General features: G+C 62.6%; 25 protein-coding genes and 1 pseudogene. 12 read left to right on the plus strand and 14 right to left on the minus strand.

The annotated features are described in order from the left end of the window. Positions 1-19: 19 nt before the first annotated feature. The 4 genes from LHFGNBLO_RS28460 to LHFGNBLO_RS28475 are packed head-to-tail and all read right to left on the minus strand — an operon-like array spanning position 20 to position 1861. Positions 20-418 carry a hypothetical protein gene (locus LHFGNBLO_RS28460; RefSeq protein ID WP_258602600.1) on the minus strand — a complete coding sequence of 133 codons (399 nt, stop codon included), beginning with the start codon at positions 416-418 and terminating at the stop codon, positions 20-22. Positions 419-450: 32 nt separating this feature from the next. Continuing rightward, complete coding sequence (locus tag LHFGNBLO_RS28465) at positions 451-981, minus strand: GNAT family N-acetyltransferase (protein ID WP_258602601.1); 531 nt, start codon at positions 979-981, stop codon at positions 451-453. 23 nt (positions 982-1004) lie between these two features. Then, on the minus strand, positions 1005-1244 hold the full coding sequence (locus LHFGNBLO_RS28470) for a YgjV family protein (RefSeq protein WP_258602602.1): 240 nt from the start codon (positions 1242-1244) through the stop codon (positions 1005-1007). A 47-nt stretch (positions 1245-1291) separates the two neighbouring features. Beyond that, a complete protein-coding gene (locus LHFGNBLO_RS28475) occupies positions 1292-1861 on the minus strand; it encodes a nuclear transport factor 2 family protein (protein WP_258602603.1) in 570 nt (189 codons plus the stop codon). 265 nt (positions 1862-2126) lie between these two features. Between LHFGNBLO_RS28475 and LHFGNBLO_RS28480 the strand changes: the two genes are divergently transcribed. Together LHFGNBLO_RS28480 and LHFGNBLO_RS28485 are read left to right on the plus strand one after the other, a co-directional pair. Further along, entirely contained in the window at positions 2127-3062 is a 936-nt protein-coding gene (locus LHFGNBLO_RS28480; RefSeq protein WP_258602604.1) for a hypothetical protein, read from the plus strand. 210 nt (positions 3063-3272) lie between these two features. Beyond that, positions 3273-3560, plus strand: coding sequence for a hypothetical protein (locus LHFGNBLO_RS28485; RefSeq protein ID WP_006201471.1), 288 nt, complete (start codon positions 3273-3275; stop codon positions 3558-3560). Between the two features lie 63 nt (positions 3561-3623). On the opposite strand, the gene LHFGNBLO_RS28490 is transcribed toward LHFGNBLO_RS28485, so the two are convergent. Next, complete coding sequence (locus LHFGNBLO_RS28490; RefSeq protein ID WP_258602605.1) at positions 3624-5297, minus strand: winged helix-turn-helix domain-containing tetratricopeptide repeat protein; 1674 nt, start codon at positions 5295-5297, stop codon at positions 3624-3626. Between the two features lie 89 nt (positions 5298-5386). On the opposite strand from LHFGNBLO_RS28490, the gene LHFGNBLO_RS28495 reads away from it, so the two are divergent. Continuing rightward, a complete protein-coding gene (locus LHFGNBLO_RS28495) occupies positions 5387-5662 on the plus strand; it encodes a hypothetical protein (protein WP_258602606.1) in 276 nt (91 codons plus the stop codon). Positions 5663-5791: 129 nt separating this feature from the next. Here the strand turns inward: LHFGNBLO_RS28495 and LHFGNBLO_RS28500 are convergent, their stop codons facing one another. Next, positions 5792-6784 carry a LysR family transcriptional regulator gene (locus LHFGNBLO_RS28500; protein WP_258602607.1) on the minus strand — a complete coding sequence of 331 codons (993 nt, stop codon included), beginning with the start codon at positions 6782-6784 and terminating at the stop codon, positions 5792-5794. 80 nt (positions 6785-6864) lie between these two features. On the opposite strand from LHFGNBLO_RS28500, the gene LHFGNBLO_RS28505 reads away from it, so the two are divergent. Both LHFGNBLO_RS28505 and LHFGNBLO_RS28510 read left to right on the plus strand, forming a co-directional pair. Then, positions 6865-7305, plus strand: a complete 441-nt coding sequence (locus tag LHFGNBLO_RS28505) for a cupin domain-containing protein (RefSeq protein ID WP_258602608.1) — start codon at positions 6865-6867, stop codon at positions 7303-7305. A gap of 278 nt (positions 7306-7583) precedes the next feature. Continuing rightward, positions 7584-8015, plus strand: coding sequence for a DUF5990 family protein (locus LHFGNBLO_RS28510; protein ID WP_258602609.1), 432 nt, complete (start codon positions 7584-7586; stop codon positions 8013-8015). Between the two features lie 147 nt (positions 8016-8162). On the opposite strand, the pseudogene LHFGNBLO_RS28515 reads toward LHFGNBLO_RS28510, so the two are convergent. Then, a pseudogene (locus tag LHFGNBLO_RS28515) lies at positions 8163-9718 on the minus strand (serine hydrolase). A gap of 319 nt (positions 9719-10037) precedes the next feature. On the opposite strand from LHFGNBLO_RS28515, the gene LHFGNBLO_RS28520 reads away from it, so the two are divergent. After that, the gene (locus tag LHFGNBLO_RS28520; RefSeq protein WP_258602610.1) at positions 10038-10958 is read left to right on the plus strand and encodes a hypothetical protein; all 921 of its coding nucleotides are present in this window, start codon (positions 10038-10040) and stop codon (positions 10956-10958) included. 212 nt (positions 10959-11170) lie between these two features. On the opposite strand, the gene LHFGNBLO_RS28525 is transcribed toward LHFGNBLO_RS28520, so the two are convergent. Next, the gene (locus LHFGNBLO_RS28525) at positions 11171-12169 is read right to left on the minus strand and encodes an AraC family transcriptional regulator (RefSeq protein ID WP_258602611.1); all 999 of its coding nucleotides are present in this window, start codon (positions 12167-12169) and stop codon (positions 11171-11173) included. 201 nt (positions 12170-12370) lie between these two features. Here LHFGNBLO_RS28525 and LHFGNBLO_RS28530 point away from each other — a divergent pair, with 201 nt between their 5' ends. Further along, positions 12371-13606, plus strand: a complete 1236-nt coding sequence (locus LHFGNBLO_RS28530) for an NAD(P)/FAD-dependent oxidoreductase (protein ID WP_258602612.1) — start codon at positions 12371-12373, stop codon at positions 13604-13606. Between the two features lie 93 nt (positions 13607-13699). Here the strand turns inward: LHFGNBLO_RS28530 and LHFGNBLO_RS28535 are convergent, their stop codons facing one another. The 4 genes from LHFGNBLO_RS28535 to LHFGNBLO_RS28550 form a co-directional block, all read right to left on the minus strand. Beyond that, positions 13700-15322, minus strand: a complete 1623-nt coding sequence (locus tag LHFGNBLO_RS28535; RefSeq protein ID WP_258602613.1) for an ABC-F family ATP-binding cassette domain-containing protein — start codon at positions 15320-15322, stop codon at positions 13700-13702. Between the two features lie 225 nt (positions 15323-15547). Further along, entirely contained in the window at positions 15548-16045 is a 498-nt protein-coding gene (locus tag LHFGNBLO_RS28540; protein WP_258602614.1) for a ferritin-like domain-containing protein, read from the minus strand. Positions 16046-16211: 166 nt separating this feature from the next. Next, a complete protein-coding gene (locus tag LHFGNBLO_RS28545; RefSeq protein WP_258602615.1) occupies positions 16212-17357 on the minus strand; it encodes an alpha/beta hydrolase family esterase in 1146 nt (381 codons plus the stop codon). A 120-nt stretch (positions 17358-17477) separates the two neighbouring features. Further along, positions 17478-18221, minus strand: coding sequence for a 2OG-Fe(II) oxygenase (locus LHFGNBLO_RS28550; protein WP_258602616.1), 744 nt, complete (start codon positions 18219-18221; stop codon positions 17478-17480). Positions 18222-18525: 304 nt separating this feature from the next. On the opposite strand from LHFGNBLO_RS28550, the gene LHFGNBLO_RS28555 reads away from it, so the two are divergent. Beyond that, entirely contained in the window at positions 18526-19779 is a 1254-nt protein-coding gene (locus LHFGNBLO_RS28555; protein ID WP_413774653.1) for a diguanylate cyclase, read from the plus strand. Between the two features lie 38 nt (positions 19780-19817). Here the strand turns inward: LHFGNBLO_RS28555 and LHFGNBLO_RS28560 are convergent, their stop codons facing one another. After that, on the minus strand, positions 19818-20345 hold the full coding sequence (locus LHFGNBLO_RS28560) for a hypothetical protein (RefSeq protein WP_258602617.1): 528 nt from the start codon (positions 20343-20345) through the stop codon (positions 19818-19820). Between the two features lie 52 nt (positions 20346-20397). Then, the gene (locus LHFGNBLO_RS28565) at positions 20398-20823 is read right to left on the minus strand and encodes an OsmC family protein (RefSeq protein ID WP_258602618.1); all 426 of its coding nucleotides are present in this window, start codon (positions 20821-20823) and stop codon (positions 20398-20400) included. A gap of 146 nt (positions 20824-20969) precedes the next feature. Here LHFGNBLO_RS28565 and LHFGNBLO_RS28570 point away from each other — a divergent pair, with 146 nt between their 5' ends. The 4 genes from LHFGNBLO_RS28570 to LHFGNBLO_RS28585 all read left to right on the plus strand — a co-directional run bounded on the left by LHFGNBLO_RS28570 (position 20970) and on the right by LHFGNBLO_RS28585 (position 24837). Beyond that, entirely contained in the window at positions 20970-21632 is a 663-nt protein-coding gene (locus LHFGNBLO_RS28570; protein ID WP_258602619.1) for a phytochelatin synthase family protein, read from the plus strand. Between the two features lie 234 nt (positions 21633-21866). Further along, positions 21867-22592: a 3-keto-5-aminohexanoate cleavage protein gene (locus LHFGNBLO_RS28575; RefSeq protein WP_258602620.1), complete on the plus strand. Its 726-nt coding sequence runs from the start codon at positions 21867-21869 to the stop codon at positions 22590-22592. Between the two features lie 578 nt (positions 22593-23170). After that, positions 23171-23677: an Lrp/AsnC family transcriptional regulator gene (locus LHFGNBLO_RS28580; RefSeq protein ID WP_258602621.1), complete on the plus strand. Its 507-nt coding sequence runs from the start codon at positions 23171-23173 to the stop codon at positions 23675-23677. Beyond that, the gene (locus tag LHFGNBLO_RS28585; RefSeq protein WP_258602622.1) at positions 23674-24837 is read left to right on the plus strand and encodes a saccharopine dehydrogenase family protein; all 1164 of its coding nucleotides are present in this window, start codon (positions 23674-23676) and stop codon (positions 24835-24837) included. Before LHFGNBLO_RS28580 ends, LHFGNBLO_RS28585 begins: the two co-directional genes overlap by 4 nt. Positions 24838-24894: the final 57 nt, after the last annotated feature.

Consider the following 24894-nt stretch of genomic DNA (forward strand, 5'->3'; position numbering starts at 1 on the left):
TGGATCAGCATGGCCATGGTCACGGCCGCCTGGAGCGTAATAGATGCCGTGCGCGGCCAGTTGTAGGCGATGAGCTCTGCGATCGTCCGGTCGTTCTTGCCGGTCTTTTCGAGCACGGGATTTCGAGCAGGACCGTGACCAGCAGCCCGACGATCCCGAATGCGATGTTGGCGGCCGTCATCCACGCCGGCATGGCCGGCCCATGGAAGGCCAGTGCGATCGGCAGCAGGAAGCTGGCGAAGCCCGGCAGGATGATCGGCAACGGAATGCAGCTCGTATAGAAGCGGTGATAGCGCGTGTATTCCGCTTCGCCGACCTTGGCGAAGAGCGGATAGACGACGATCTGGACGAACCAGATCTGGCCGAGCACCCAGAAGGAGATCACCGACCAGACCAGCAGGTAGAGTTCAGGTTGCATGGCAGAATGCCCCAGGGGTTTCGCGTGAATTTTCAGAGCTTGAGCTGGTAGGCGGTGACCTGGATGTCGCGTCCGGCGAGATCGATGCCGAGGATGTCCGAGGCCCGCAGGTCGTATTGCGGGCAGCGTTGGAAGCCGATCGTGCGATAGAGGGCGACGGCGTGCTTCATGAAGTCCGCAGTGTGCAATCCGAGGGTCGCGGCGCCCTGCCGGCGCGCGCGCTCGACACAGTGCTCGACCAGGCTGCGGCCGAAGCCGCAGCCGCGTGCCGCCGGATGGACGACGAGTGTGCGGATGCCTGCCCCCGGCAGCCCGAGCCCTTCGTCGCCAGCCTTCGGGTAGTAGGTGACGCTGCCGATGATCCTGCCGGCGCTTTCGAGCACCATGATGTCGCCGCGGCCCTTGTGCTGGCCGAGATTGGTGGAGTTGGCGATGTATTTGAAGAGCGCCCGGTCGGGGATCGCTCCGCGATAGGTCTCGAACGCCGCGGCGATGATGTCGGAGAGATCCGGGTGTTGGTCACCGGTTGCCGGGCGGATGGTGAGGGCCACCTTGTCAAGCATGTCTTTGTCCTCTTGTCGGGTTTTCAGTCCTGGGTGGACGGGAGCCTCGGCCTGCTCAGTTCCATGAGCCGCCAGGCGTTGATCGGCAGCAGCATCAGCTCCATCAGGATGAGCGGCAGACTGCCGATCAGCGTGCCGTAGGCCATGAAGGCAAGGCAGCTCATCAGCGCAGCGACGCGCAGCCAGAACATCTGCTTCATCGAATAGGTGAGCACGGTGAAAAAGCTCCCGAGGAAGCCGATCGCTTCAATCCACGCGGCCATGTCGCATCTCTTTATTGTTCGTGGGCCGCTGCGGCCTTGCGAAGGGATCACTTTCCCCGGGCAAGGGTGGCCGTCTGGTCCAGCGAAAGCTGGTGGACGAGCGGATCGGCATGACGATGCACCAGCCGCCACTCCTGTCCGTCCCGCATGAAGACCTGCGTGACGCGCAGCGACCAATCCTGGTTGGGCAGGCCATGGACCTCGCCGTGCTGGCGCTCGATATAGGCCAGCACCACTATGTCGTTCGACGCGTAGGTTGCAGCGACCTCCAGCCTGGCATCGCCGTTCCTGAAATTGGCCGCCAGCGCGGCAAGCCGCTCGGGGCTGGCGTCAAAACCATGGCTGGCCGGCCCGCCGAAGGGCTGCATCAGCGTGAAATTCTCGCCCAGCCGGACGTTCTCGTACCAGCGCTGCATCTCACCGGCGTTGAACAGTTTTGCCTGCTCCTCCGCGCGCTTGATGAGCCCTGCGACCACCTCGTCGGAGGCTTGCGCAGCACATGCGGCGCCGGCGCAGATCGGCGCGGCCAGAGCGACGGTCATGGCGATCCGCCGCGAAATGCCCTTGCCTTTTTGAGCGCCCGCTTGGGGCACGCGCTTGTTGAATTGCTTGAACATCGGACGTCCTTTGAATTGTTCATCGACCGGTCCTGCACCGGACCGGCGCTCATTTCGGTGTTTTCTCCTGCTGAATCCAGTGACATGATTTCAGTGATATGCTGAATAAAATTGATCTTACCGAACCGCGTCTCGGGGAGCAGCGGGTCGCGCCGGGATCTAAAAAACCGGGAACAGCGGAAGGTCAGTACGATGCGCTACGAAAGCGTAGGTGTTGACGCAAAATGGTATTAGTCTGCGCAGCCAGGGGCTTCGGGGCAAACGAATGGATTTCAGCTCAGGCCATGGCTACCTGCTCATCGGCGGCCTCATCCTGGTTGGCGCCGGGCTGCTGATCCTTTCGCTGATCGTCAATCTTCGCGTGGCGCACAGCGTGCGTGACGACATCCGCCATCGCGAAAAGCTGCTGGAATATTATCGCAACATCTTTTCGCAGCTCGGCGTGATCATGATCGGGATTGGCGTTTCGCTGTTCATCTTCTTTTTCCAGCAGAATTATCAGGACCAGCGCAGACGCGAGACGGAGCTGCAGCAGGTTCTCGCCAAACTGGCGGCGCGCATTGCGCGCGGCGGCGCCGTCGTCGGATCGCTTGGCGAGTTCGATGCGCTGCTTGACGATGGCGGGGCCTATGTCGGTCCCGAACTTGGGGGGAAGAACGCCGCGATCAGCGCGCAAGGACCAGAGCTCGGCAAGCAGGTCGCCGAGATCCTGCTGGTCGAGCGCGACGTCGACGTTCAGGCGTTCGAGATCCTGAACCTGTCGCGCGATTTCGAATCCTCGTTCGTCGTCAGCGAATTCGACCCGACGCTGTGGTTCAACATCGTGCGCGACGAGAGCGACATCAAATATGCCACCACGCAGATCGCCCTGGACTACAAGGACCTGCTGGATGCAATCGGCGGCGAGCCGATCGAGGTTGCGCTTGCCAATCCGGAAAAGCAGCGCAGGATCAAGCACGAGGTGCTCGACATCTTCTACGATGCCGACCTCCTGCGCCAGCGCAGCAGGAGATTTCTCGGCCGCGCGTGCTGGCTTTTCAGCAACGGGCGCAGCTTTGTCAAACTTGCACCGGTCGCTGAAATCGAAGCCGATGCGAAGTCTCACCAGGAATGGATCGACCGGTCGAAACCCCTGCTGACACAAGCGAAGTCAGGAAGCGGCGATTGCTTCAAACTGCTCCAGTTCGGCCAGGCGAACTGAGCCGGGAACGAGCCGGCGGCGAAAGCCCACCGCTCTTTTGTCAAAACCCAATTTCCCGCTGCCGCGCTCCACATTATTGCAAGACGTTCAAATTTGAGCTTCCGCACTCATGCTTTGTCGAGAGTATCTGCTGTAGTCACTTAAACCTTCTGCGCCGTAAGCCGTGCTGAATCGCCGACGGCGACGATGACGACGAGATAGGAGAACGCAATGACTCGCAATCACGTTGAACGTCTTGGAGAGTTCAGGGAAATCCTGGTAGCTACTCGACGCGAAGGAGTCCGTAACGTGCACCATACTCGCGACGCAATGCGGGCAAGTGGCTTTCAGATCGGGGACAGCGACGGCTCCAGCTACGGAGCCGAGCTGAAGGCGCTCCAGGAGGAAATCGAGGCAGTCGATCGCGCCATCGAAGACGAGAAGCGATTGGCCTTGGCCCTCGAGAGCGCGGCTCAATCCCGCCGACCCACTAAACCGAGAATCGTGAAGGGAACATAGAGTCAGACACGGCTCTTGGCGCGCCGTCGCGTCGGTCTTCTGCCGGCCGCGCACGGACAGCCGTCACTCCGGCAATCCGGCGATCCGCATGTGGTCGATCCAGCGGTCGAGGCTTCCGGACGCGGTCCAAAACTTCTCCCACTGCTTGCGTTGTTTGCTGATGGAGTCGCCGGGCGAGTCTTTGAGGAAAACCGCAAGCGCTTCCTTTGCTTCCTGCTGGTTTCCCAGACAAGCGTGGATCCCCGCAAGCATTCGGTGTGCGCCGGTCGGGATTCTGGACATTTTCCGCATCGCCGCCAGCGCAGCCCGGCAATCGTTCTTTTCCCAGAGCGCCCAGCCCATGTCCCAGTGGAACCAATCAGGGTGGAATGGATCGATGCCCATAGCCTGCTTGATCCGATCGATAGCTTCGTCGATTCGGCCGGCAAAGATCAGCGGGGCCGCACTGCCGGCGAGGATATTCGAGGCGCTGGGATTCAGGGCGATCGCCTGATCGTACCGAGCAATGGCCTGCTCGATCTCTCCCGCCTCGGTATGAATTTTGGCGCGGGCATAATGCGCGTTGGCATCGTCCGGAGCGAGCAGAATGGCCTTGTCGGCGTATTCGGCGGCGCGCTTCAAAGCCTCGTCGGGGTTATTTTCCTGCTTGTGCCAGAATACCCCGTCATTGCGATAGGTAAAGGCCAGCCCGATATAGCCGTACTGGGAGTTCGGATCCGCTTCGATCGCCTTGAGGCTGAGTTGCCGTAGCAGCTCGTTCCCCGCGGCTGAGAAATCCTTCTCTGTCTCGGCAAACCCCATCATGACATAGTGAAGCGCGCTGACCTGCGCGGCGTCGCTCTTTGGCAAGGGTCGTTCGATCCTGCGCCCGACCCGATCCGCAAGCGTGCGGATGATCTCTTCCTGGACGACGAAAAGATCACCGATCTCCCGGTTGTAGGTATTGGACCAGAGATGCGATCCGTCATGCGCATTCAGCAACTGGGCGGTCACTTTCAGCCGGTCTCCGACCTTCTGCTGGCTGCCTTCGAGCAGGTAGTCGACGCCGAGGTCGTCGCCGATCTGCCTGGCGTCGATCGGCTGGCCGCGGTACTTGAAGCTCGAGTTCCGGGCGATGACGGCATACGTCTTGCTCCGCGATAGCTCGGTGATGATCCCCTCGGCGACGGCGTCGCTGAGATATCCCTTGTCCGCACCAGCACTGAAGTCCTCGAAGGGAAGGACCGCAATCCTCGGCATGTCGCTCGAACGAACCGGAGCGGATTGCCACATCTGCGCACCGAAATACGCGCCGACCGCGATTGCGGCGAGAACGATTGCAGCAAGAATGAGCCCGCGCTGCGAGAATTGTGTCTTGGCACGTGCCGCGCCGGCTGCGGCGTTTGGGTCCGCCGTGTCCGATGGATCGACATTCAGCCGGTAACCTCTCTTGGGGAGGGTTTCCACGATCACGTGCGCGTCGTCCCCCACCGCGCGGCGAATGTCGACAATGCATTGAGTGAGGCTGTCTTCGGTCACGAAGGTATCGGGCCAGACCGCCTGCATCAGCGCATCCTTGGACACGATTTCGCCGGGTCGCGCCGCGAGCACGGAGAGCACCTCGGCGGACTGGCTGCGAAGATTGACCGCTTTGCCTTCGACGGTTCGTAGTTCTTTATTTTTCGTCAGGAACACAAGACCGCGAAACGTGATCGTTTCAGCAGATTTCGGGTCAATTTCGGAAGCCTTTCGGGACATTCCACCCTCATGGCGTGCTCCCTAGCCTAGCCCATCCGGCCGCCGCATCCAAGCGATCCCGGCGGCACTGGGTTGGACAGGAGGCTGACATGAAACGGACCAGGTTCATCATCGCTCTCGCTCTCCTTTTGACAGCGCAAACGGCTGCAAAAGCGGACTCCCATATTATGAATGCAACCGCGCATGTTGTTTCCCTTACATTTGTAAATGGCGGTATTGACGAACGGCGAGAACAGAAACCCTTCGATACATACGCGCTCTGTCTCGCATGGAAACATCAGAAGGAATTCCTTCCGCCGCATCCGCCTGCTTTTGTTTCTTTCGTATATTGTGAGCAAACAGAGGCGGCGCTCGCATCATCCTGAGCCGACGTTTCGCGGGGTGGCGCGAAAGCCTACGTAACGTCACTCATCCGCAAAATGAGAGAACTCGACCACGAACAGCCTGTCGCCTCGCTGGAGAGAGCGAGCTGCACCGGCCGCTACCTTGTAACCTTAAGCGACGGGCTGCGTTGGTATGAGGCGGTTTCCAGCTAGAGATATTTGGGACGTCACTGCCCTTCCCAGCATTTCAAAGAGCCAGGCCACGCCGGCATCCATGAGTGCGGCCTTGGAGGCAATCGCGCGAATGGGGGAGTGAACCAGCGGCAACGGCGCCTCGGTGCTCACGACATTGAAGCGCTGCGCATGCATCGCCACCAGCGTCTTGGGAAGGGCGGCGATGAGGTCGGTTTCCGCGACAATCGCGAGCGCAAACATGAAGTTGGGAACTGTGAGAACCACCCGACGCGTCCGCCCCTGCTGGGCAAGAGCGTCGTCGACGAAGCCATGGGCATCGCCGGTAAGCGAAACGACCAGATGCTGCATCCGGCAGAATGCATCGAGCGTCGGGTCCTCGCCAAACGGGTGCCCGGCGCGCATCGCGATCACGAAATCCCCTTCGTAGAGGGTCCGGGAGGTGAACCGTGCCGGGACGTTGTCGGCAGGAACAACCGCAATGTCCATCTGGCGCGCCTCGATGTCGGCCAGGACGGGCTCCCATACGCTGCCAGTTGTGGTGACGGTGCGTGGAGGGAGTATCTGCCGGATGCTGATGTCGATGCCCGAGCTATGCCGGCGCAGTTCTGCCAGCAACGGTAGCAAGAATACGGCCGAGACGCCGTCGGGCGCACCGACCGTGAAACGGCGTGTGGAGGTTGCTGGGTCGAACGGTGCGGCAGTGCCAATGACGGCGCGCGCCCGCGCAAGAATTTCAGCGACGGGTCCCGCAAGGTCCAGCGCCCGTTCGGTCGGCACGACACCCTTTGGCGTTCGTAGGAACAGCGGATCGTTGAACAGCCTTCGCAGACGCCCGAGCCCGTGACTGACCGCCGACGGCGAGAGGCTGAGCCTTCCCGCCGCCTGACCGACGTGCCGCTCCTCCATAACGGTCTCGAACAAGACCAGGAGATTGAGGTCGGTACGCGAAAGATCAATTTGGTTCAGCATATTGCTGAATACATGCCGCTGGATTCACATCCTGGCAAGTGGGAATCTCTCCGCAGTTAAATGTCGCTCGAGGGATTCTCATGTCACAAGCAATCGCCAAGGGCATCGACCCGATCATCGCCGAGCCCGGCGCGCCTCCAATCGCCGCTGCCGGAACATCTCTCGTCATCCGGGAGTGGTCGATGTCCGGTCCCGAATACATGCACGTCCATCAGTCCGATGACGAGGCATGGCACGTACTGGAAGGGACACTTCGCTTCAGGTTTGCGGATCGTGAGGTTGACGCCGCTCCTGGAACAACGGTGTTCGTGCCTGCCGGACTGGCGCACACCTATCGCGCCATCGAGCCAAGCCGATACCTCATCATTCTGACGCCGAAGATCGATCGCCTTATAGCGAGGTTGCTCAACTGGTCGGAGGTCTCCGACTTGCGCTCGACGCTCGGCGAATTCGACACGGTGCTCGCCGAACAAGCCGCACTGCAACCTGGCGAGACGCTCGACCAACGTTCGGGAGCCTAGGATGTTGTGGACATTTGACTGGGCAGCCCACCTACATGAACTGTACTCCGCGGATGCCTGTTTTCGGCGGGCGCCACACGCTGAGCCTGAACCGCCTTCAACGCGCGAGCTGAGGCTCGAAAACGCGTTCAATGGAGCGGTCCTTGTCTCCAATTCGCTCGACGCGGAGGTCCGCAATGGGGTCGAAAGTGGTCGTTTATCCACCGCAAGGTCGAAGGCCTGACTCTGGTGTAAAGCGGACATTTGCCTTCCAGGCATAATCGCACCTATCATCGCCTATGGCCAAAGCAGCTCAGACCGTCGTCAGTTTCCGGATCATTGTAGAACAGCCCGTCATCGGCGTGGTCCACAGCCTGCAATCAAAGGATGATCTGCCGCTTGATCCAAAATCCTCACGTGAAGGCGAGTCCTTGGCCTTTGATTTCTCAGTCCGTGTAGGTCCCGGTCCGACATTCTATGGCGACCAGGTTCGCCGTGAGGGATCGACGCGCCGTTTTGTTTACGTCCGCGTTGGCCAATTGGCTGGCGACCCTTCGTCGCCTTGGTCTCGTCGGATCAAGATCGACATTCACGACATCGATGAGGACCTTCTCACGCGTGCTGCCAAGAGCGATGGCGTTATCGAGACCACAGTGATCGGCACCGCCAAAGACGGCACTCCAATCTGTGCCACCGCTCGACCAGCGGCGCGTCGCCTCGCCGAGCTCTGATGCTGATAACCACTTTGGCGTCTACAAAGGAACTGCGGCTGTCAACGACAGATTTTTCTGCGGAGATGCCGCTCTGGGGTGGAAAGCGTATCTAGCGGCCCCTCTAGCCGTGCTGGCGCAGGCCGAATCAACTTCCCACCGGCCGTTCTAGTCGCCGACGCGCCGCAGCGTGCCGAGATTGTTGTCGTCGAGAAACTCTATGGTCATGGCCGACGCCTTGCCGTCTGGGCCGACGACAAAGCCCACGCCCGTGGGCCTGTCCGGTGTCTCGGCATCGGGGAAGGTCAGGAACAGGTCGCCGTCGAAATGCGTCAGCGAATAGGACCGGGCGCCGCTCGGCCCGACCTTGAGCACAAGGGTGTCTCCCGCACTCGACACGACCGCATCGCCGATGAAATCGTTGGCGTAGCGCCCGGCATAGACACTGGCCGGCCCGGCCGGCCTGATCGACGAAGTCGGCGCGGCATAGGTGGCCTTGGCCGCCGCGACCGCCAGTCCGAACAGGCCGGCATAGATCCCATCCCATGCCTTGACCCAATCCTTCTCCACCGTTCCGTCGAAGACGAGATCGGCAAAACTGTCGGACAGCCCCTCCGGCAACCCTGTCGGAAGGCGTTGGCGACGATGACGATGCCAAGCTTCTCCTCGGGGAAGATCGTCACCAGAGTGCGGGCGCCGACGCTGAAGGCGCCGGCATGACCCCAGCTCAAACCGTGCCGGCCGAATTCGACATTCCAGCCGAGACCGTAGAACGACTCGCCGCCGGAGACGGGGTTCTTGCCGCGCGCCATCAAGGGAATATGCGTCTGGGCCAGCGCATCGGCGGCAATGAGTGTCTTGCCGGCATAGACCCCGTTGCCGAGCACGAGGCGCACCCATTGCGAGAGGTCGCGTGCGGTGGAGCTGACGCCGCCGGCGGGCGCCTGCGCATCCGGATTGCGCTTGATCTTCGCGGCCCAGGCGCCATCGACCTTGACGTGCAGCGCGGCGCGATTGGCGTGCTTGACGAAGTCCGAATGACGCGAGCTGGTCGAGGCCATGCCAAGCGGCCGATAGAGCTTTTCCTCGGCGACCTCCTCCCAGGGCTTGCCCGTCGGCTTGGCGGCCGCGGCGGCACCCTCGGTCAGTCCGAAATTGCTGTAGGAATAGCCGGCACGAAAGCTCGACGATGGCGACACGAAGCGCAGACGACGCAGGATCTCGGCGCGGTCGTAGCCAATGTCCTCGAGGTCGTCGCCGGCGGTGCCGGGAAACCCACTTCGGTGCGAGAACAGGTCGCGGACCGTGAGTTCGCTGGTCGGATAGGGATCGGCGAGCCGGAAGGCCGGATCGAGGTCGGCGATCTTCGAATCCCAGGAAACAATCCCCTCGCCGACCAGCGCCGCGACGACGGTGGCGGAGACCGGCTTGGAGAGCGAGGCGATCTGGAACACCGTGTCGGCGTCGACGGCCTCCGGCTTGCCGGCCTCGCGATGCCCGAACCCCTTGAGGAAGATCACCTCGTCGCCATGCACGACGCCGATGGCGAGACCGGGAACGGCATCGTCAGCGACGGCGCCCTGGGCGAGCGTCTCGAGCTTCGACAGGGCCGCGGCGCGCCGCTCAGGCGCTATGGTATCGGCCCGCGCCGCTTGCGGCCAAAGCACCATGACGGCGATGCAGGCCCAAATCCGCCAATGCCAGAGATTCCGATCCAGCCGCACGCTCGAGCCCCCCTGCCTGCATTCAACTGGTCATAGTAACAGGCCGGCGCGGGGCAGGCCAATGCTTCGCGCTGGCTTGAGCGCCGATGCGGCCGAGCAAGCGTTAGAGCATTGCGATCGATCGAAAAAGGGTCCGAGGGACATCGTCCCCTCGGCCGTGCCGATAGAGGCGATTTTGGACCAATTATCGGCAATATTAGCGCTTCCTTCGATAAGTGCGTTGCGCGCCATCTGCTGGAATGCAAGGACACTCGGCTAGTGCCAGATGTCCAGAGGCCACGGGGCGAGACAAACCTGGCTGTTCCAATGGGTTGTTACGATGCGATTGTTCAAACCTTTGGTACAGGCCCTCAACAGGAACCGGCTGGTCCTGCGCGTAAAACTCGTTCGCGACGTCGTCAGAAGAAACTATTTCCGTTCAAGAGCGTCGGCTGAAGGGGCGGCTTTCGCGGACACATTGAAACAAACCGGCTCGAAGCAGTTCTGCTTTGTGGTCGCCTTCAACACGCCTTGGGTCATCGATGCGATGACAAAGGCCTGGTCGATGTACTCGACCAACATGACACTTGTGGTCATCGACAATTCATCGAATGCCGCTGCCCGCGATGCCATCGGCCGCATCTGCGCCAGCAGGGGGATCAAATATTTCGCCCTTCACAAAAACCCGGAGCGTCACCCTTCACGTTCCCATGGCGTCGCGCTGAACTGGATTTTCCATCGTCTGATTTGCCGCCTCGAGCCTGAACTGTTCGGCTTCCTCGATCATGACTGCATTCCCGTCGCACCTCTGGACATACCAAGCCAGGTTGGGGACAAGATAGGGTACGGCGTGAAACGCGACGCCAGCAGCAATTATCTGTTCACGGCCGGCCCAACCGAATCCAGGTGGTATTTCTGGCCCGGATTCTGTTTTTTGAAATTCTCGGCCGTACGAGGTCTCGATCTTGATTTCACCCCTCGCATGGAGTGGGGAATGGACACCGGGGGCGGGAATTGGCCGCTGCTTTATTCCCACCTGAAGATGGATGATATCGCAATAGCGTATGAAACGCTCGTCACTGTCCAAGCGGAAGGCATAGAGGGAAATCACCAGTTGGTCGATGGAAAGCTGTTTCACGTCCTGGGTGCGGCCGACAAGAAATCGACGGTAAACATTGACGGCTACGGCAAGCGGCTATCGACCTATATCTGGAACAAGCATCTCGGCGGCGTTGAAGGGCGGATCGTCAACGATTTTTGAGCCTGCCCCCGCAGCCCCGGCGCCCCCTGCCCGGTCCGCTCGACCTACTCCGTATAGCCACCGCCCATCCAGCCGCACGCTCGAGCCCCCCTTGCATTAGCTGGTCATAGTACAGGCCGGCGCAGGGCGGGCCAACCCACGCTTCGCCATCTGCCGATGGATGCAAATGGATACGGGGCCGACCCGCGCCAATGGCTTGCGCTCATGTGGCTTCAAGCGGAATGTGAGCCATTATCTTGCGCTCGGCGTCCGCCTCGTCCCAATGTCCTCTTTCGGAATTGTCCCGGTGGAACACCAAACTCACGTTTGAATGCCCGGTTGAAAGCCGCCTCTGAATCGTACCCGACCTCTGCCGCCACTTGCAGCACCGTCTGTTGGGTCGTTTCGAGCAGTCTTGCCGCGAGTTGCAGCCGCCAGCGCGTTAGATAGGCAAGGGGCGGCTCGCCGAGGTAGAGCGTGAACCTCTGCGCAAGGACCGAGCGCGAAGTGCCGGCTTCTGTTGCCAATTCGGCTATGGTCAATGGGTGGAACGGCCTTCTGTGCATCAATGCCAACGCGCTGCCAACCACCGCATCACGTGCACCCGCCAGCCAACCGGTCTGCTCCGCAGGCAATTGCTCCATGTAGCGCCGCAGCGTTTCAATGAAGAGCGCTTCCGCCATCTTCGACAGCAGAATGGACTGCCCGGGGCGCCCGCATCCGGCCTCTGAAACCAGATGGCGGATCGAGTTTTCCAGCCACTCGCCGGCGGAATCGCCACGGATATTGATCCTGATCATCAACGGCAGGCCGGCGAGAAAGAGCTTGTCGGCGTGTCGCTCGCATCCGAAATAGCCACAGACGAATCGTGTCGTTTCGCCGCCGCCGCCCAATCGCATCGTCGTGAGATCACCGGCCAGAAACCTGCCGAGCGTGCTCCCGCTGTCGACGAACTTCGAGGGCGAGCCATTCGAGACGGTATGTGCATCTCCGTGCGGGATGATCAGCACGTCGCCGGCCGAGACGGGTATGGCGGTGTCCGGGAAACACACGACGGCCTTTCCCTCCGTCACCAGGTGATAGCTCACCAGCCGCTCGGTTCCGGGGGCGAGCACATGGGCAACATCCCGAACGGCGGGCACCTGGAATCCCCAAGGGGCACTACATTCCGCATGATAGAAGATGGCGCCGGTCATGCGCACCGCATTCAGCGCCTCTGACAAGGCGTCCATCCGCAGCTCCACTCGAACAAGCCCAGCGCCTTTGGCGCGCTCGCTGCAAAGAAACACGGAATTCCGGCAAAGATTTGATTCCGTCCTGCGCGTAGCTTTCGAACCCTCACGGTCGCATCGGATCTGGTGCGACAGTCGAATACGCCAGGCCGCGGGCAAAGAGGGGCTGACCACAGCTCAGGCGAACCCGAGGAGGTCGAAGTGAACAAGAAGTTCGATGCAATCGTCGTGGGCGCGCGCTGCGCCGGGTCTCCGACGGCGATGTTGCTGGCCCGGCAGGGTTATCGTGTATTGATGGTCGACCGCGCCACCTTTCCGAGCGACACGGTGTCCACCCACATTCTGCATCCGCTTGGCGTGAGCGCCCTGTCCCGATGGGGCCTTCTCGACCGGCTGACGGCGACGGGATGCCCGCCTATTCACACCTACACGTTCGACTTCGGCCCTTTCACGATTGCCGGTTCGCCGGGCACGCGGCAGGCCCCGCTGGCCTATTGCCCGCGGCGAACGATACTGGACAAATTGCTCGTCGATGCGGCCGTCGAATCCGGCGCCGAGGTCCGTGAAGGCTTCGCCGTCGACCAGGTCTTGATCGAAGACGGGCGCGTGGTCGGAATAAAGGGCCATTCCAAGCAAGGCGACGCCATCGTTGAGCGCGCGGACGTGGTCGTCGGCGCCGACGGCAGGCACTCGGTCGTAGCCGAGGCAGTCCGGCCTGAACAGTATGACGACAAGCCGCCCTTGCTTGCCGGATACTACACCTACTGGAGCGGGCTACCGATGGAAGGCCGGTTCGAACAATATATCCGCGAGCACCGCGGCTTTGCCGCTGTTGCAACCCATGACGATCTGACGTTGGTCATTGCCGGCTGGCCATACGCGGAATTCACCGAAAACAAGAAGGATATCGAAGGAAGTTACCGCAAGACGATCGAGCTCGCGCCAGTATTTGCCGATCGACTGCGCGGCGCCAGGCAGGAAGCACGCTTTGCCGGTAAAGCCGTGCCGAACTACTTCCGAAAACCCTACGGGCCCGGCTGGGCGCTCGTGGGGGATGCCGGCTACAACAAGGACTTCATCACGGCGCAAGGAATCATGGACGCCTTCCGGCACGCTGAACTCTGCGCCGGCGCACTCACCGAGGTCTTCTCTGGAACTCGGTCGTTCGAGGATGCTATGGGCGATTATCATCGCGCTCGGGATGCACAGGTAAAGGCGATGTACGAATTCACCTGCGAGCTGGCGACACTGGAACCGCCGTCGCCCGAGATGCAGCAGCTGTTCGGCGCAATCCATGGCAACCAGGAGGCCATGGACGGATTTGCACGGCTAAACGCAGGGACGACGTCGCCTGCCGAGTTCTTCGCGCCGGAAAACGTCGATGCAATCATGGCAGCCGCAGCTTCGAGCTCCCGCAAAAAGGTGCTGCGCCGGTGAGGCCGAGGGGCTCAGTCCGACTATCGGGCAGCGAAAGCCGGCTTTGATGAGCCGTAGCGCCGGTTAGAGGCAGCGTTGCGCCGCCAAATCCCCCTACCCCCGCAACCCCGGCGCTTCCTGCCCGGTGCGCTCGACATATTCGGTATAGCCGCCGCCGTAGGTGTGGATGCCCTCTGGCGTCAATTCCAGCACCCGGTTCGAAAGCGCTGCCAGGAAATGCCGGTCGTGCGAGACGAACAGCATGGTGCCCTCGTATTGCGACAGCGCCGTGATCAGCATCTCCTTGGTGGCGATGTCCAAATGGTTGGTCGGCTCGTCCAGAACCAACAGATTGGGCGGATCGAACAGCATCAGCGCCATCACCAGCCGCGCCTTCTCGCCACCTGAGAGCACGCGGCATTTCTTGTCGATCTCGTCGCCGGAAAAGCCGAAGCAGCCGGCGAGCGCGCGGAGCGGCGCCTGGCCTGCCTGCGGGAACGCGTCCTCCAGCGTCTGGAACACGGTGCGCTCGCCCTCCAGCAGTTCCATGGCGTGCTGGGCGAAATAGCCCATCTTGACGCTCGGGCCACGGGCGACCGTGCCATTGTCGGGCTCGGAGGCACCGGCCACCAGCTTCAGCAGCGTCGACTTGCCGGCGCCGTTGACGCCCATGATGCACCAGCGTTCGCGGCGGCGCACCTGGAAGTCCAGCCCCTCATAGATGGTGCGGCTGCCATAGCCCTTGTGGACGTTCTTCAGCGTGACGACATCCTCGCCGCAGCGCGGCGCCGGCTGGAAGTCGAACGACACGGTCTGGCGCCGCTTGGGCGGCTCGACGCGGTCGATCTTGTCCAGCTTCTTCACCCGGCTCTGCACCTGGGCGGCATGCGAGGCGCGTGCCTTGAAGCGCTCGATGAAGGCAATCTCCTTGGCCAGCATCGCCTGCTGGCGCTCGAACTGCGCCTGCTGCTGCTTGTCGGCAATCGCCCGCTGTTGCTGGTAGAATTCGTAATTGCCGGAGTAAGCAGTCAGCGAACCGGCGTCGATCTCGACCACCTTGTTGACGATGCGGTTCATGAACTCACGGTCGTGCGAGGTCATCAGCAGCGCGCCGTCATAGCCCTTGAGGAAGGATTCCAGCCAGATCAGGCTTTCGAGGTCGAGATGGTTGCTCGGTTCGTCGAGCAGCATGACATCGGGCCGCATCAAGAGAATGCGGGCAAGCGCCACGCGCATCTTCCAGCCGCCGGACAGCTTGCCGACGTCGCCGTCCATCATCTCCTGGGAAAAGCCGAGACCGTCCAGCACCTCGCGGGCACGGCCGTCCAGCGCGTAGCCGTCGAGCTCCTCGAAGCGGTGCTGCGCCTCGCCATATTTTTCGATGATGTCGTCCATCCGGTCTGCCTGGTCGGGATCGGCCATCGCCGCCTCAAGTGCCGCCATCTCGGCCGCCACATCAGAGACAGGCCCGGCGCCGTTCATCACTTCGGCGACAGCGCTATGACCTTCCATGTCGCCGACATCCTGGCTGAAATAGCCGATGGTGACGCCACGATCGACCTGCACCTGGCCTTCGTCCAGCTGCTCCTCGCCGGTGATCATGCGAAACAGCGTCGTCTTGCCGGCGCCGTTCGGCCCGACAAGGCCAACCTTCTCGCCCTTCTGCAGCGCCGCCGACGCTTCGATGAAGACAAGCTGACGGCCATTCTGCTTGCTGATGCTTTCGAGACGTATCATGCTTCCACGCGAGGCTGAGGGATTTTCCCCGGCCCTTACGCGATCACCCGCGCCAGAGGAAGCGCGCAAACGCTGCCCGCGCGCAAAAGCCGCTGCGGATCGCGCCCCCTGAACGCAGAACAGCCCGCCGCGCCAATGCGCGCAGCGAGCTGTTGGGGGGTACTGATCGTCTGGAGAAACTCAAAATGGGCGGCCCGCCAGAACCCCGGCGGGCCTTGGTGTTCGTCAGGCAGCTTCTGCCTGCTGATTGACGACCGTTGTGGCGATGCCCGTCAGGGCCACGTCGGTCGCCTTTTCTTCCTTCAGCGTTGCTTCCAGAAGTGCAACCGCGTCATTCAGGCCAAGCTCATTGGCCCAGGTCCGCATCGTGCCGTAGCGTGAAATCTCGTAGTGCTCGACTGCCTGTGCGGCAGCCAGAAGTCCGGCATCGAGCGCCGGCGACCCCTTGTAGTCTTCCATGACTTCCGCGCCCTCATCGGTGATGCCGACGATTGCCGCACAGGTCTTGCCCTGCGGCTTCTTGCCGATGGTGGCGAACACCTGTTCGAGGCGGGCGACATGGCCTTCGGTTTCGGTGCGATGTTTCGCGAAGGCGGCCTTCAGGTCCGCACTCTGTGCAGCCTTCTCCATCTTGGGCAAGGTCGCGAGGATTTTCTTCTCGGCAAAATAGATGTCTTTCAGCGTGTCGTGAAAGAGGTCTTCAAGCATTTTCTGTTTGGCCATTGTATTCTCCTTGGGGTTTGCCCTCGGAGCAACAATGAGCGGTCGAACGAATTGTTCCGCGCCATAATTTGCGTCTCGCCGGGGCGGCCGACCGCCAACCGCAGGGTCACAAGGGCGGGGCGCGCTGCGTCTATGAGCGAGCGAGATTTGCGTGAAGATGTCGTGGCTAACGCATCAAACCGGCTGCACGCAGCGCGTCCTCGATGACCCTGCCGATACCAGCGGCCGAACCGCGCGCAGCGTCAGGCTGCGGTTCTGCGGCAGGGCGTGCCGCACGTGGCTTTTCCGCTGGGCTATAGGTCTGCAAGGCCTTGGCTGACGCGGTGTCTGTTGTCGCCGTGCGGCGCATAGCTGGGTTCGCCAAACCCCAAAAGCGGGCGATACAGCGAGTCGAGGAAATGCCGACATCCAGCATGAATGGCCCTGCCCCGCCCAGGCCATCGTCGCCGGTCGTCTTCAATGGCGTGCCATGGCCCATGCCGGCAATGATGTATTTCTCCAGCAGTTCCCGGCCATTGCTATCGCACCAGACCTGCCGTGTTTGGCCATCGACAGTTTCCACGCGTGTCGGGCTGGTGCCCATGCCATGCACGCCTTGCCATTGTGCCAGGATCGCATCGGCATTGGACGGGACGACGGTGTTGTCGGCTGACCCCTGCCAGATCGAAATCTTCGGCCAGGGACCTTTGTTCGGCGAGGCTTCGCGCACGAGCCGCTGGAGTTCAGCTTTGGACGGACCGCCATGGCCACGCATGCGATCAAAAGCTTCGGGGATCGTCGACGCGCTGCCGTAGGCCAGTCCTGCAATGATCGCGCCGCCGGCGAAAACCTCGGGATAGACCGCCAGCATCGCCGTCGCCATGGCGCCGCCGGCGGAAAGACCGGTGATGAAAATACGCTTGCGGTCGAGCCCATGCGCGACGACCGCCGCTTCGATCATCTGGCGGATCGACAGCGCTTCGCCACTGTCGCGGCGGATGTCGCCAGGGGCGAACCAGTTGAAGCAAAGATTGGCATTGTTGGCGCGTTGCTGCTCGGGAAACAGGATTGCAAAACCTTGCCGGTCCGCGAGTTGCGACCACCCGGAACCATGATCGTAATCGGCCGCGCTCTGCGTACAGCCATGCAGCACGACGACCAGTGCTGCTTCCTCCGGCAGGTTTTCGGGAACGTAGAGCCGCGCGCGCAAGGCGCCAGGATTGGAACCAAACCCGGTCATATCGGACAAGCGATCGGGATGGCGCTGTGCGGAAACACCTGGCCGGCCACGCATTGCCGTCAGGCGAGCGATCGTATCTGACATGTTTCGCAAATCTGTTTCCTTGCTCGCCGGAATGGCAGGTTGCGCACAACGCACATGCAGCAATATCGTTGCTGCACTGCACAATAACAAGCCATAGCGAACCGAGGCGCCCCGCGACTTGCTGGGCGGCTACTTCGCGTCGTGGAAAATGATGCCGATGGTGTGGCGCATGCCGGAGCACAGGCGGCTGACGCCGTGGCGCAGATTGACCCGGTAATTGCCTTTGGTGCCTTGTACCGGGCGGTTGTGGACGGCGAAGGCGACTGCATCGCCCTGGCGCAGCGGCACCACTTCGGCGCGGCTCTGCATGCGCGGCCGCTGCTCGGTCAGCACGAACTCGCCGCCGGTGAAATCCTCGCCCGGCTCGGACAGCAGGATCGCCACCTGCAACGGAAAGGCGAGATCGCCATAGAGATCCTGGTGCAGGCAGTTGAAGTCACCAGACACGTATTGCAGCAGCAGCGGCGTCGGCCGCGTCTGGCCCTGGTCGTGGCATTGGCTGAGGAACGCGGCGTGTTCCGAGGGATAGCGCTGAGCAATGCCCATACGCTCGTTCCAGTCATTGGCGACAGTGGCGAGTTGCGGATAGAGCGCGCTGCGCAAGGCGCCGATCAAATCGGGCAAGGGATAGCGGAAATAGCGGTACTCGCCCTTGCCGAAGCCATGCCGCGCCATCACCACATGGCTGCGGAAATGCTCCTCTTGGTCGTAGAGCCCGGCGATCTGCCGGCACTCCTGCGGCGTCAGCAGCTTTTCGATGACGGCGCAGCCATGGCCGCTGAGTTCGCCGGCCAGCGCCGGCCAATCATAAGCGGCGACGCGCGTCTCGGCCGAACGCAGCGCCGCTTTCGTACCTATCGAATGGATGGTCATGGTTAGCCTCCGATCGCTTGCCTGCCATGAAGGTGGAGGAGATGGCATGCGCCAGCCACCCGTTTCCTGCCAGGGTGGCTGGCGCCCGCACGAACACCGGCCAATCATGCGCAGCCCCACGGCCGCGGATTGGCAATTTGCGCACCGTCTCGCGGCCGGCCTCGATCGGTGCGGTCAACCTGTTCGGCAACGGCCGGAAATGCCCCAGGACGCCGATTTGCCGCTTTACCGAATGTTCAGCAAGGTTTCGCATGCTCCGGGCGGCGTTGACGCGCCGCGAAGCTGACATAGAGGCAGAACGCCGATGCATCGACACCTTATCGACGCCCCGCCCTTGGCGATGGATGCAGACAGCATTGAGGCAGGACGCCTTGACGCGCTCGACCGTTTTGACGTGATGGATACGCCGCGCGAGGAAGCGTTCGACCGCATTACCCGCCTGATAAGGAACATCTTCGATCTGCCGATCGCCATCGTTTCGATGATCGATGGCCACAGGCAGTGGTACAAAGCCTATGACGGGCTGGGCAACCGCGAAGTCGCCCGCAGCGAGACCTTTTGCAAATACACCATGCAGGAACTGCTGCCGGTCGTTGTCCCCGATGCACGGGACGATATACGTTTTGCACGGCACCCGAGTGTTGCCGGCGATCCGCATTTCCGATTCTATGCCGGCGTGCCCTTGCGCACCGGCGATGGCCACAACATCGGCACGGTGTGCGCCATCGGCTACGAACCGCGGCAGTTCAGCCCGCGGGAAACCGCGATCCTCTGCGATCTCGCACAACTGGCGATGGACGCGCTTGAACTGCGCCAGCTTGCCGCCGTGGACAGCCTGACGGGCGTCCTGTCGCGCCGCGCCTTCAAGGAACAGGGTGCACATGCCTTGGCGCTGGCGCAGCGCCACAAGCACAATCTGGCGTGCATCGCCTTCGACCTCGATCATTTCAAATCGATCAACGACCGGCATGGCCACGCCATGGGCGACAAGGTGCTGGCAACTGTGACCCAGGCGTGCCGGGAACACCTTCGTGGCAGCGACCTGTTTGGACGCTTGGGCGGCGAGGAGTTCGCGCTGTTGCTGCCGCACACCGATCGCCACAGCATGATCGGCGTCGCCGAAAAACTGCGCCAAGCCGTCAGCCATATCGTGGTCAGCCAAGGCCCATCGAAAGTCGGCGTCACCGCCAGCTTCGGCATGGCGGCACTCGATGCACTTACGCCGGAGATCGACACGCTGCTGGCCAACGCCGATGCGGCACTCTACGAGGCCAAGGCGGCCGGTCGTAACCGATGTATCGCCTGGCGCCCGGCAAACGACGCCCCCAAAAGCCCGCGCCGCCGCGTGCTGAAGGCGGGCCGCATCGTGTTTAACAATCGCATGTCGTCGATCGACTGCACCGTGAGGACGCTTGCCGAGGATGCTGCCGGCCTTGACGTGACCAGCGCCGTCGGCGTGCCCGAGATCTTCAACCTGGCGATCAGGTCGGACGGGTTCGAGACGCGCTGCCGCATCATCTCCCAGACGGAACGCCACATAGAAGTCGAATTCTGCTGAAGCTGTCGTGATTGTGGCCCCCGGCCAAAGCGCGGCGATCAAACCTTCCTGCGATAAGGCTCAAGCTCCGGATCGAGGTCGACCCGCACTGCATTGGTGAACACCGCCGTCGCCACCATGATGCCGGCGAAGGCGACCAGATCGACCAGGACCGGCTCGTCGTAGCGGGCTTTCAGCCCGGCCCAGATCTCGTCGGAAACGGCGTTGGCATCGGTGGCGATGGCCTTGCCAAAAGCGATCAACAGCGCCTCGTCAGCTGTCGGCAAGAGGGTGTCGGGGTCGAGCCCGGCACCGATCAGCGCGCGGCGAAAGAAGGCGACCGGTATCTCGGCATGGCAGCTTTCAGAGATCGCCAGCGACAACAGCCAGATCGCGCGATCGTCAAGCGCCGGCCGCAGCAGGTCGCGCAAGGTGAACCATTCGGCATAGATGCGGTGGGCGATGGGCGAATGCAGTAGGATCCGCTTCATGTTGGTCATCCGGCCGCGAAGCCGCAGTTCCTCGTCATGCGCGGCGCGGATCTCGGGCGAGGCCGTGTCGTAGTCGATGAGGGAAATGCGCGCCATGGATGGCCTCGAGCGATGCGTGTGTGGAGGGCGATGGGTTCGCGGGATGCAGTCAGCCACCAAGCGTGGTGTGAAGCTCCGGCGACGTGCGCAGCGTGTTGCTGACCGTGCAGATGGTTTCGGCGTCCCTTGCGATGCGCTCCTTCGTCGCCTCGTCGAGATCGCCCTGGACGTCGAGCGTGATCGTGAAGCGGCCGATGCGGGAGATCTCGCCCTCGGCCTTTTCGCCTGATACCTCGGCGCGCACCTCGCCGAGGCTGGCGGCAACGCCCAGGCGCGAGGCGGCGATGCGCGCACTCAGCACCATGCAAGCGGCCACCGAGGCATAGAGCAGGTCGAGCGGATTGAAGCCCGGCGCGCTGACCCCGGTGACGACATCGACGCTGCCGCCGGTCGGCGTGGTGACGACAGGCAAGCCGCCCGGCTGCAACACGGCCAGCGCGCCGGTGGTTCGGGTCCTGACCTTGAGCTCACTCATCGCAACCATCCATTCAATCGGTCGGGCACGGCGCGATTGCCCTGACGGCGCGCCCTGCCCTGGTTGCGGTTATATGGTACATTCGAGGCCGACGCCGCAACTCGACGCCGCATTGTCGCGTTGCTAGGCGGCTTCGAGGTTCAGCAATGAAGCGCAGTCTCGCTTTCGGTGTGATTGCCGGCGTTGGCCTGCTGGGTGGCGCGGCGCTTTTGATTGTCGGTCAGTCCGCTGTCTCGCCAGACGCAATCCAGTCGTCGGTTACCCGTGCCCCTGCATTGATCGACAGCGCCTGGAAGCTGCCGGTGGCCGCGACGTTCAATGCCGACCTTGCATGGCAATCGAACGGATCACGCTGCGGTCCGGCAAGTCTCGCAAACACCTTCCGCTCGATCGGCGAAGAGGAGACGACCGAAGCCGAAGTCCTCGAGGGAACCGGAAAATGCTGGACCGGATATTGCATCATCGGGCTGACGCCGGACGAGCTTGCCGACGTCGCTCAAGCGAAAACCGGGCGCAAGGTCTCCGTGCTTCGCAATCTGAGCGCCGACGAGTTCCGCGAGCACATGAAGCGCGCCAACGATCCCGGCCGCCGCTACATCATCAACTTTACCCGTGAGACAATTTTCGGCGCCGGCGGTGGCCACTTTTCTCCGGTCGGAGGATATCTGGAGGCCGAGGACATGGTCTTCGTCCTCGATGTCAACGAGCGCTACAAGCCTTGGCTGGTCGAGCGTGAACGCCTGTTCTCGGCGATGGACACAGTGGATAGCGACGGCGACAAAAAGCGCGGCTTGCTGCTGATCGAGTGACTACGAGCGCCATTGCACCCTCAAGCCAAACCTGGTTGTGCGCGCCGCCGCCGCGGCTTGGCGCATAGAAGTGCCTTCCCGCTGGGAAGGTCGTGGCCGAACAAGGCGATAGCGGCGCGTCCTGCCACGATGATTCAGCCCGGCTGCCCATTTGTCAGGATGTTTGCCGGCACCGATTCCGGTTCTCGGGGTGATGCGCTAGACTGGCTGCAACCGCAACCGGGCTGCCCTCCCATGATTGTCCAGGCCTGCCTCAATGGCGCGCGCGGCGCCGACTTCCATTCTCATTTGCCGCTCGATGCCGACGCCATGGCGCGCGATGGCGCGGCCTGTATCGCCGTCGGCGCAGCCGAATTGCATGTCCACGCGCGCGGGCTCGACGGGCGGGAAAGCCTGGCGCCAGCGGCAATGGACCGGACGGTGCTGGCGCTGCGCCGCGCCTGCCCGGGAACGCTGATCGGCGTCTCCACCGGCGCCTGGATCGAGAATGACGACCAGCGCACGCTGGTGGCCATCGCCGGCTGGCGCGAATTGCCTGACTATGCCTCGGTCAATCTCAGCGAGCCGGCGGCGCCACTGGTGATGGAGAGCCTGCGCCAGCGTGGCATCGGCGTCGAAGCCGGGCTTGCGTCGATCGCCGACGCCGAGAGGCTGGCCGGCCTCGACCATGGCGGGCGCGTGCTGCGCATCCTGATCGAGATCTCCGAGCAGGATCTGGACGAGGCTTTCGGAGTCTCGGACGGCATCGAAGCGGTGCTGGAGCGCGCCGGCATCCGCCGCGCCATCCTGCTGCATGGCGCCGACGCCACGGTCTGGCCGTTCGTCGAGCGGGCGGCCGCGCGGAAGTGGTCGACGCGCGTTGGGCTGGAAGATGGCAAGGAGCTGCCCGATGGAACGATTGCATCAGGCAATGCGGCGCTGACGGCGGCGGCGGTGGCAATTTTTCGGGCTGGCCGGTAGGCACGACGAAGCGTTGATGACGGCCAATCTCCCCCTTTGCGGGGAGATGTCCGGCAGGACAGAGGGGGTCCCTCCGGCCTGTCAAGCAATCGCAGCCATGCCCTTCGGCTGGGTTCCCTTTGGACAAACTGGGCCTTGAAAGTTGGCGATCCTCCCCCTCTGCCCTGCCGGGCATCTCCCCCGCAAGGGCAGGGCTATCGCATATGGCGCTCCCCACTCCGTCTCGGCTTCGCCGAGCCACCTCTCCCCCACATTCGTGGGGGACGAGGAAATGCCACTCGCCGAGGTCGCTTCCTTGAAAGGCTTGGGTTTCCTCTCCCCGATGGACATGGGGGAGAGGTGGCCGCGCAGCGGCCGGAGTGGGGGCTGGGCGACGCCATATGCGATTGCCCTGCCCGCAAGGGGGGAGATCGGCGGCTTCGCCGAAGCGCTTGATCCTGTCGCGCCTGTAGGCAGGGGGAAGCCGGCACAATCCCCAGAGCGACACCCTCTTGCTGTTAGTAAAAATTTCTCATAAGGTATTTTCATATCAGAAAGAAAATTCCATAAATTATTCTCTTTTATGAAAGTCTGCGCTCTTGCGGGAACATCTCGATCAGACCGACCGGCGACTGGTCAAACTGCTGTCGCAGGACGCCCAGCCCGGCATCAACCGGATCGCCGAGACGATGGCGGTCTCTGTGCCGACGGTGCGCACGCGGCTGCGCAATCTGCTTGACCGCAACCTGCTCAAGATCGTCGGGCTGCTGAACCTGACCGAGCGCCCCGAACTGATCTCGGCCATCGTCGGCATCAATGCACAAGGGCGCGGCCGCGCCAGGGAATTGGCGCAGCGCATTTCGGAACTGCCGTTCGTCAACTCGGCCTCGGTGGTCACCGGGCGCTTCGACATCATCGTCGACGTGACCGTTGCCGGCGATGTCGCCGATCTCTACCGCATCACCAGCGAGCTCATCCCCGGTGCCGGCATTCCGGGCGAAGTGGTGCGCAGCGAAACCTTCGTCGTCATGGCCTCCTGCAACAAATGGGTCAGCCTGCCGGAAGGCTGCTGGTCGGAAGACGTTGCGCGCAAGGAGCCGGCATGAAGATCGCGGTTCTCGGCGGCCTCGGCCTGCAAGGCCGGGCGGCCATCGCCGATCTCGTCGCCAGTTCCGGTGTCGAGGAAGTCGTGTGCGTCGATACCGCTTCTGACGGCCCTGCCCGGCTTGGCGGCCTGACCGACCTTGGCCGCGTGCGTTTCGTCATGCCCGAAGGCGAAATCGGCGCGTCTCTGGCCAATGTGCTGGCGGATGTCGACGCCGTCATCGACTTGTTGCCGCAGCCGCTGATGCGCGAGGCGGTGCAGGCGGCGATTGCGACGCGTACGCCGCTGGTCACCACCAATTACGCCAGGGCTATCGCCGATCTGGCGCGGGCGGCGGAAAAAGCCGGCGTTTCGATCATGACCGAATGCGGGCTCGACCCCGGCATCGACCTTGTGCTCTACGCGCGCGCCGCAAGGCAGTTCGACTCGATCACCTCGATCGATTCCTATTGCGGCGGCATCCCCGAGCCGAAGGCGATGGCCAAGCCACTGTGCTACAAGGTGAGCTGGAACTTCGACATGGTTCTGGTCAGCCAGAACCGTGACAGCGTGATGATCGAGGGCGGCGAGCGGGTTGCCGTTCCGGCCGGCCGGCAGCACGACAACCGCTTCATCCACGAGATCGAGGTCGCGGGCCTGGGCCGGCTGGAAGCCTTCCCCAATGGCGACGCGCTGCACTATGTCGAGATGCTGGAAGCCGCCAAGGGCCTGCAGCGCTCGGGCCGCTATACGCTGCGCTGGCCGGGATGGTCGGCATTCTGGGCGCCGCTGAAGGAACTCGGCTTCCTTTCCGAGGACAAGGTGCCGGGCACCAGCGCCAGCCCACGCGAATTTCTCGGCCGGCTGCTCGGCCCGCAATTGCAGTATGGCGCCGACGAGAAGGACCTTTGCGTAATGCGCAATGTCTTTTCCGGCAGCGAAGGCGGCCGCCGCAAGACGGTGACGTCCGACCTGATCATCGAACGCGACCTCGCCTCCGGCCTGTTCGGCATGAGCCTCGGCGTCGGCTACCCCGCAAGCATCGTGGCGCAGATGCTGGCGCGGTGCGAGATCACCACGCCCGGCCTGCTCAACCCGCTGCTGCACGTACCCGAAGGCCGTTTCTTCGACGAACTGGCCCGGCGCGGCATCCTGGTGACCGAGACGGTCGACTGGGACTGAAGGATTTTCGAACGGTGGTCGCCGCCGGCAACGGCGCTGCCGCTCAAAAAGCACCCC

Origin of the sequence: Mesorhizobium sp. AR10 (assembly GCF_024746795.1) — a bacterium.
GTDB lineage: Bacteria > Pseudomonadota > Alphaproteobacteria > Rhizobiales > Rhizobiaceae > Mesorhizobium.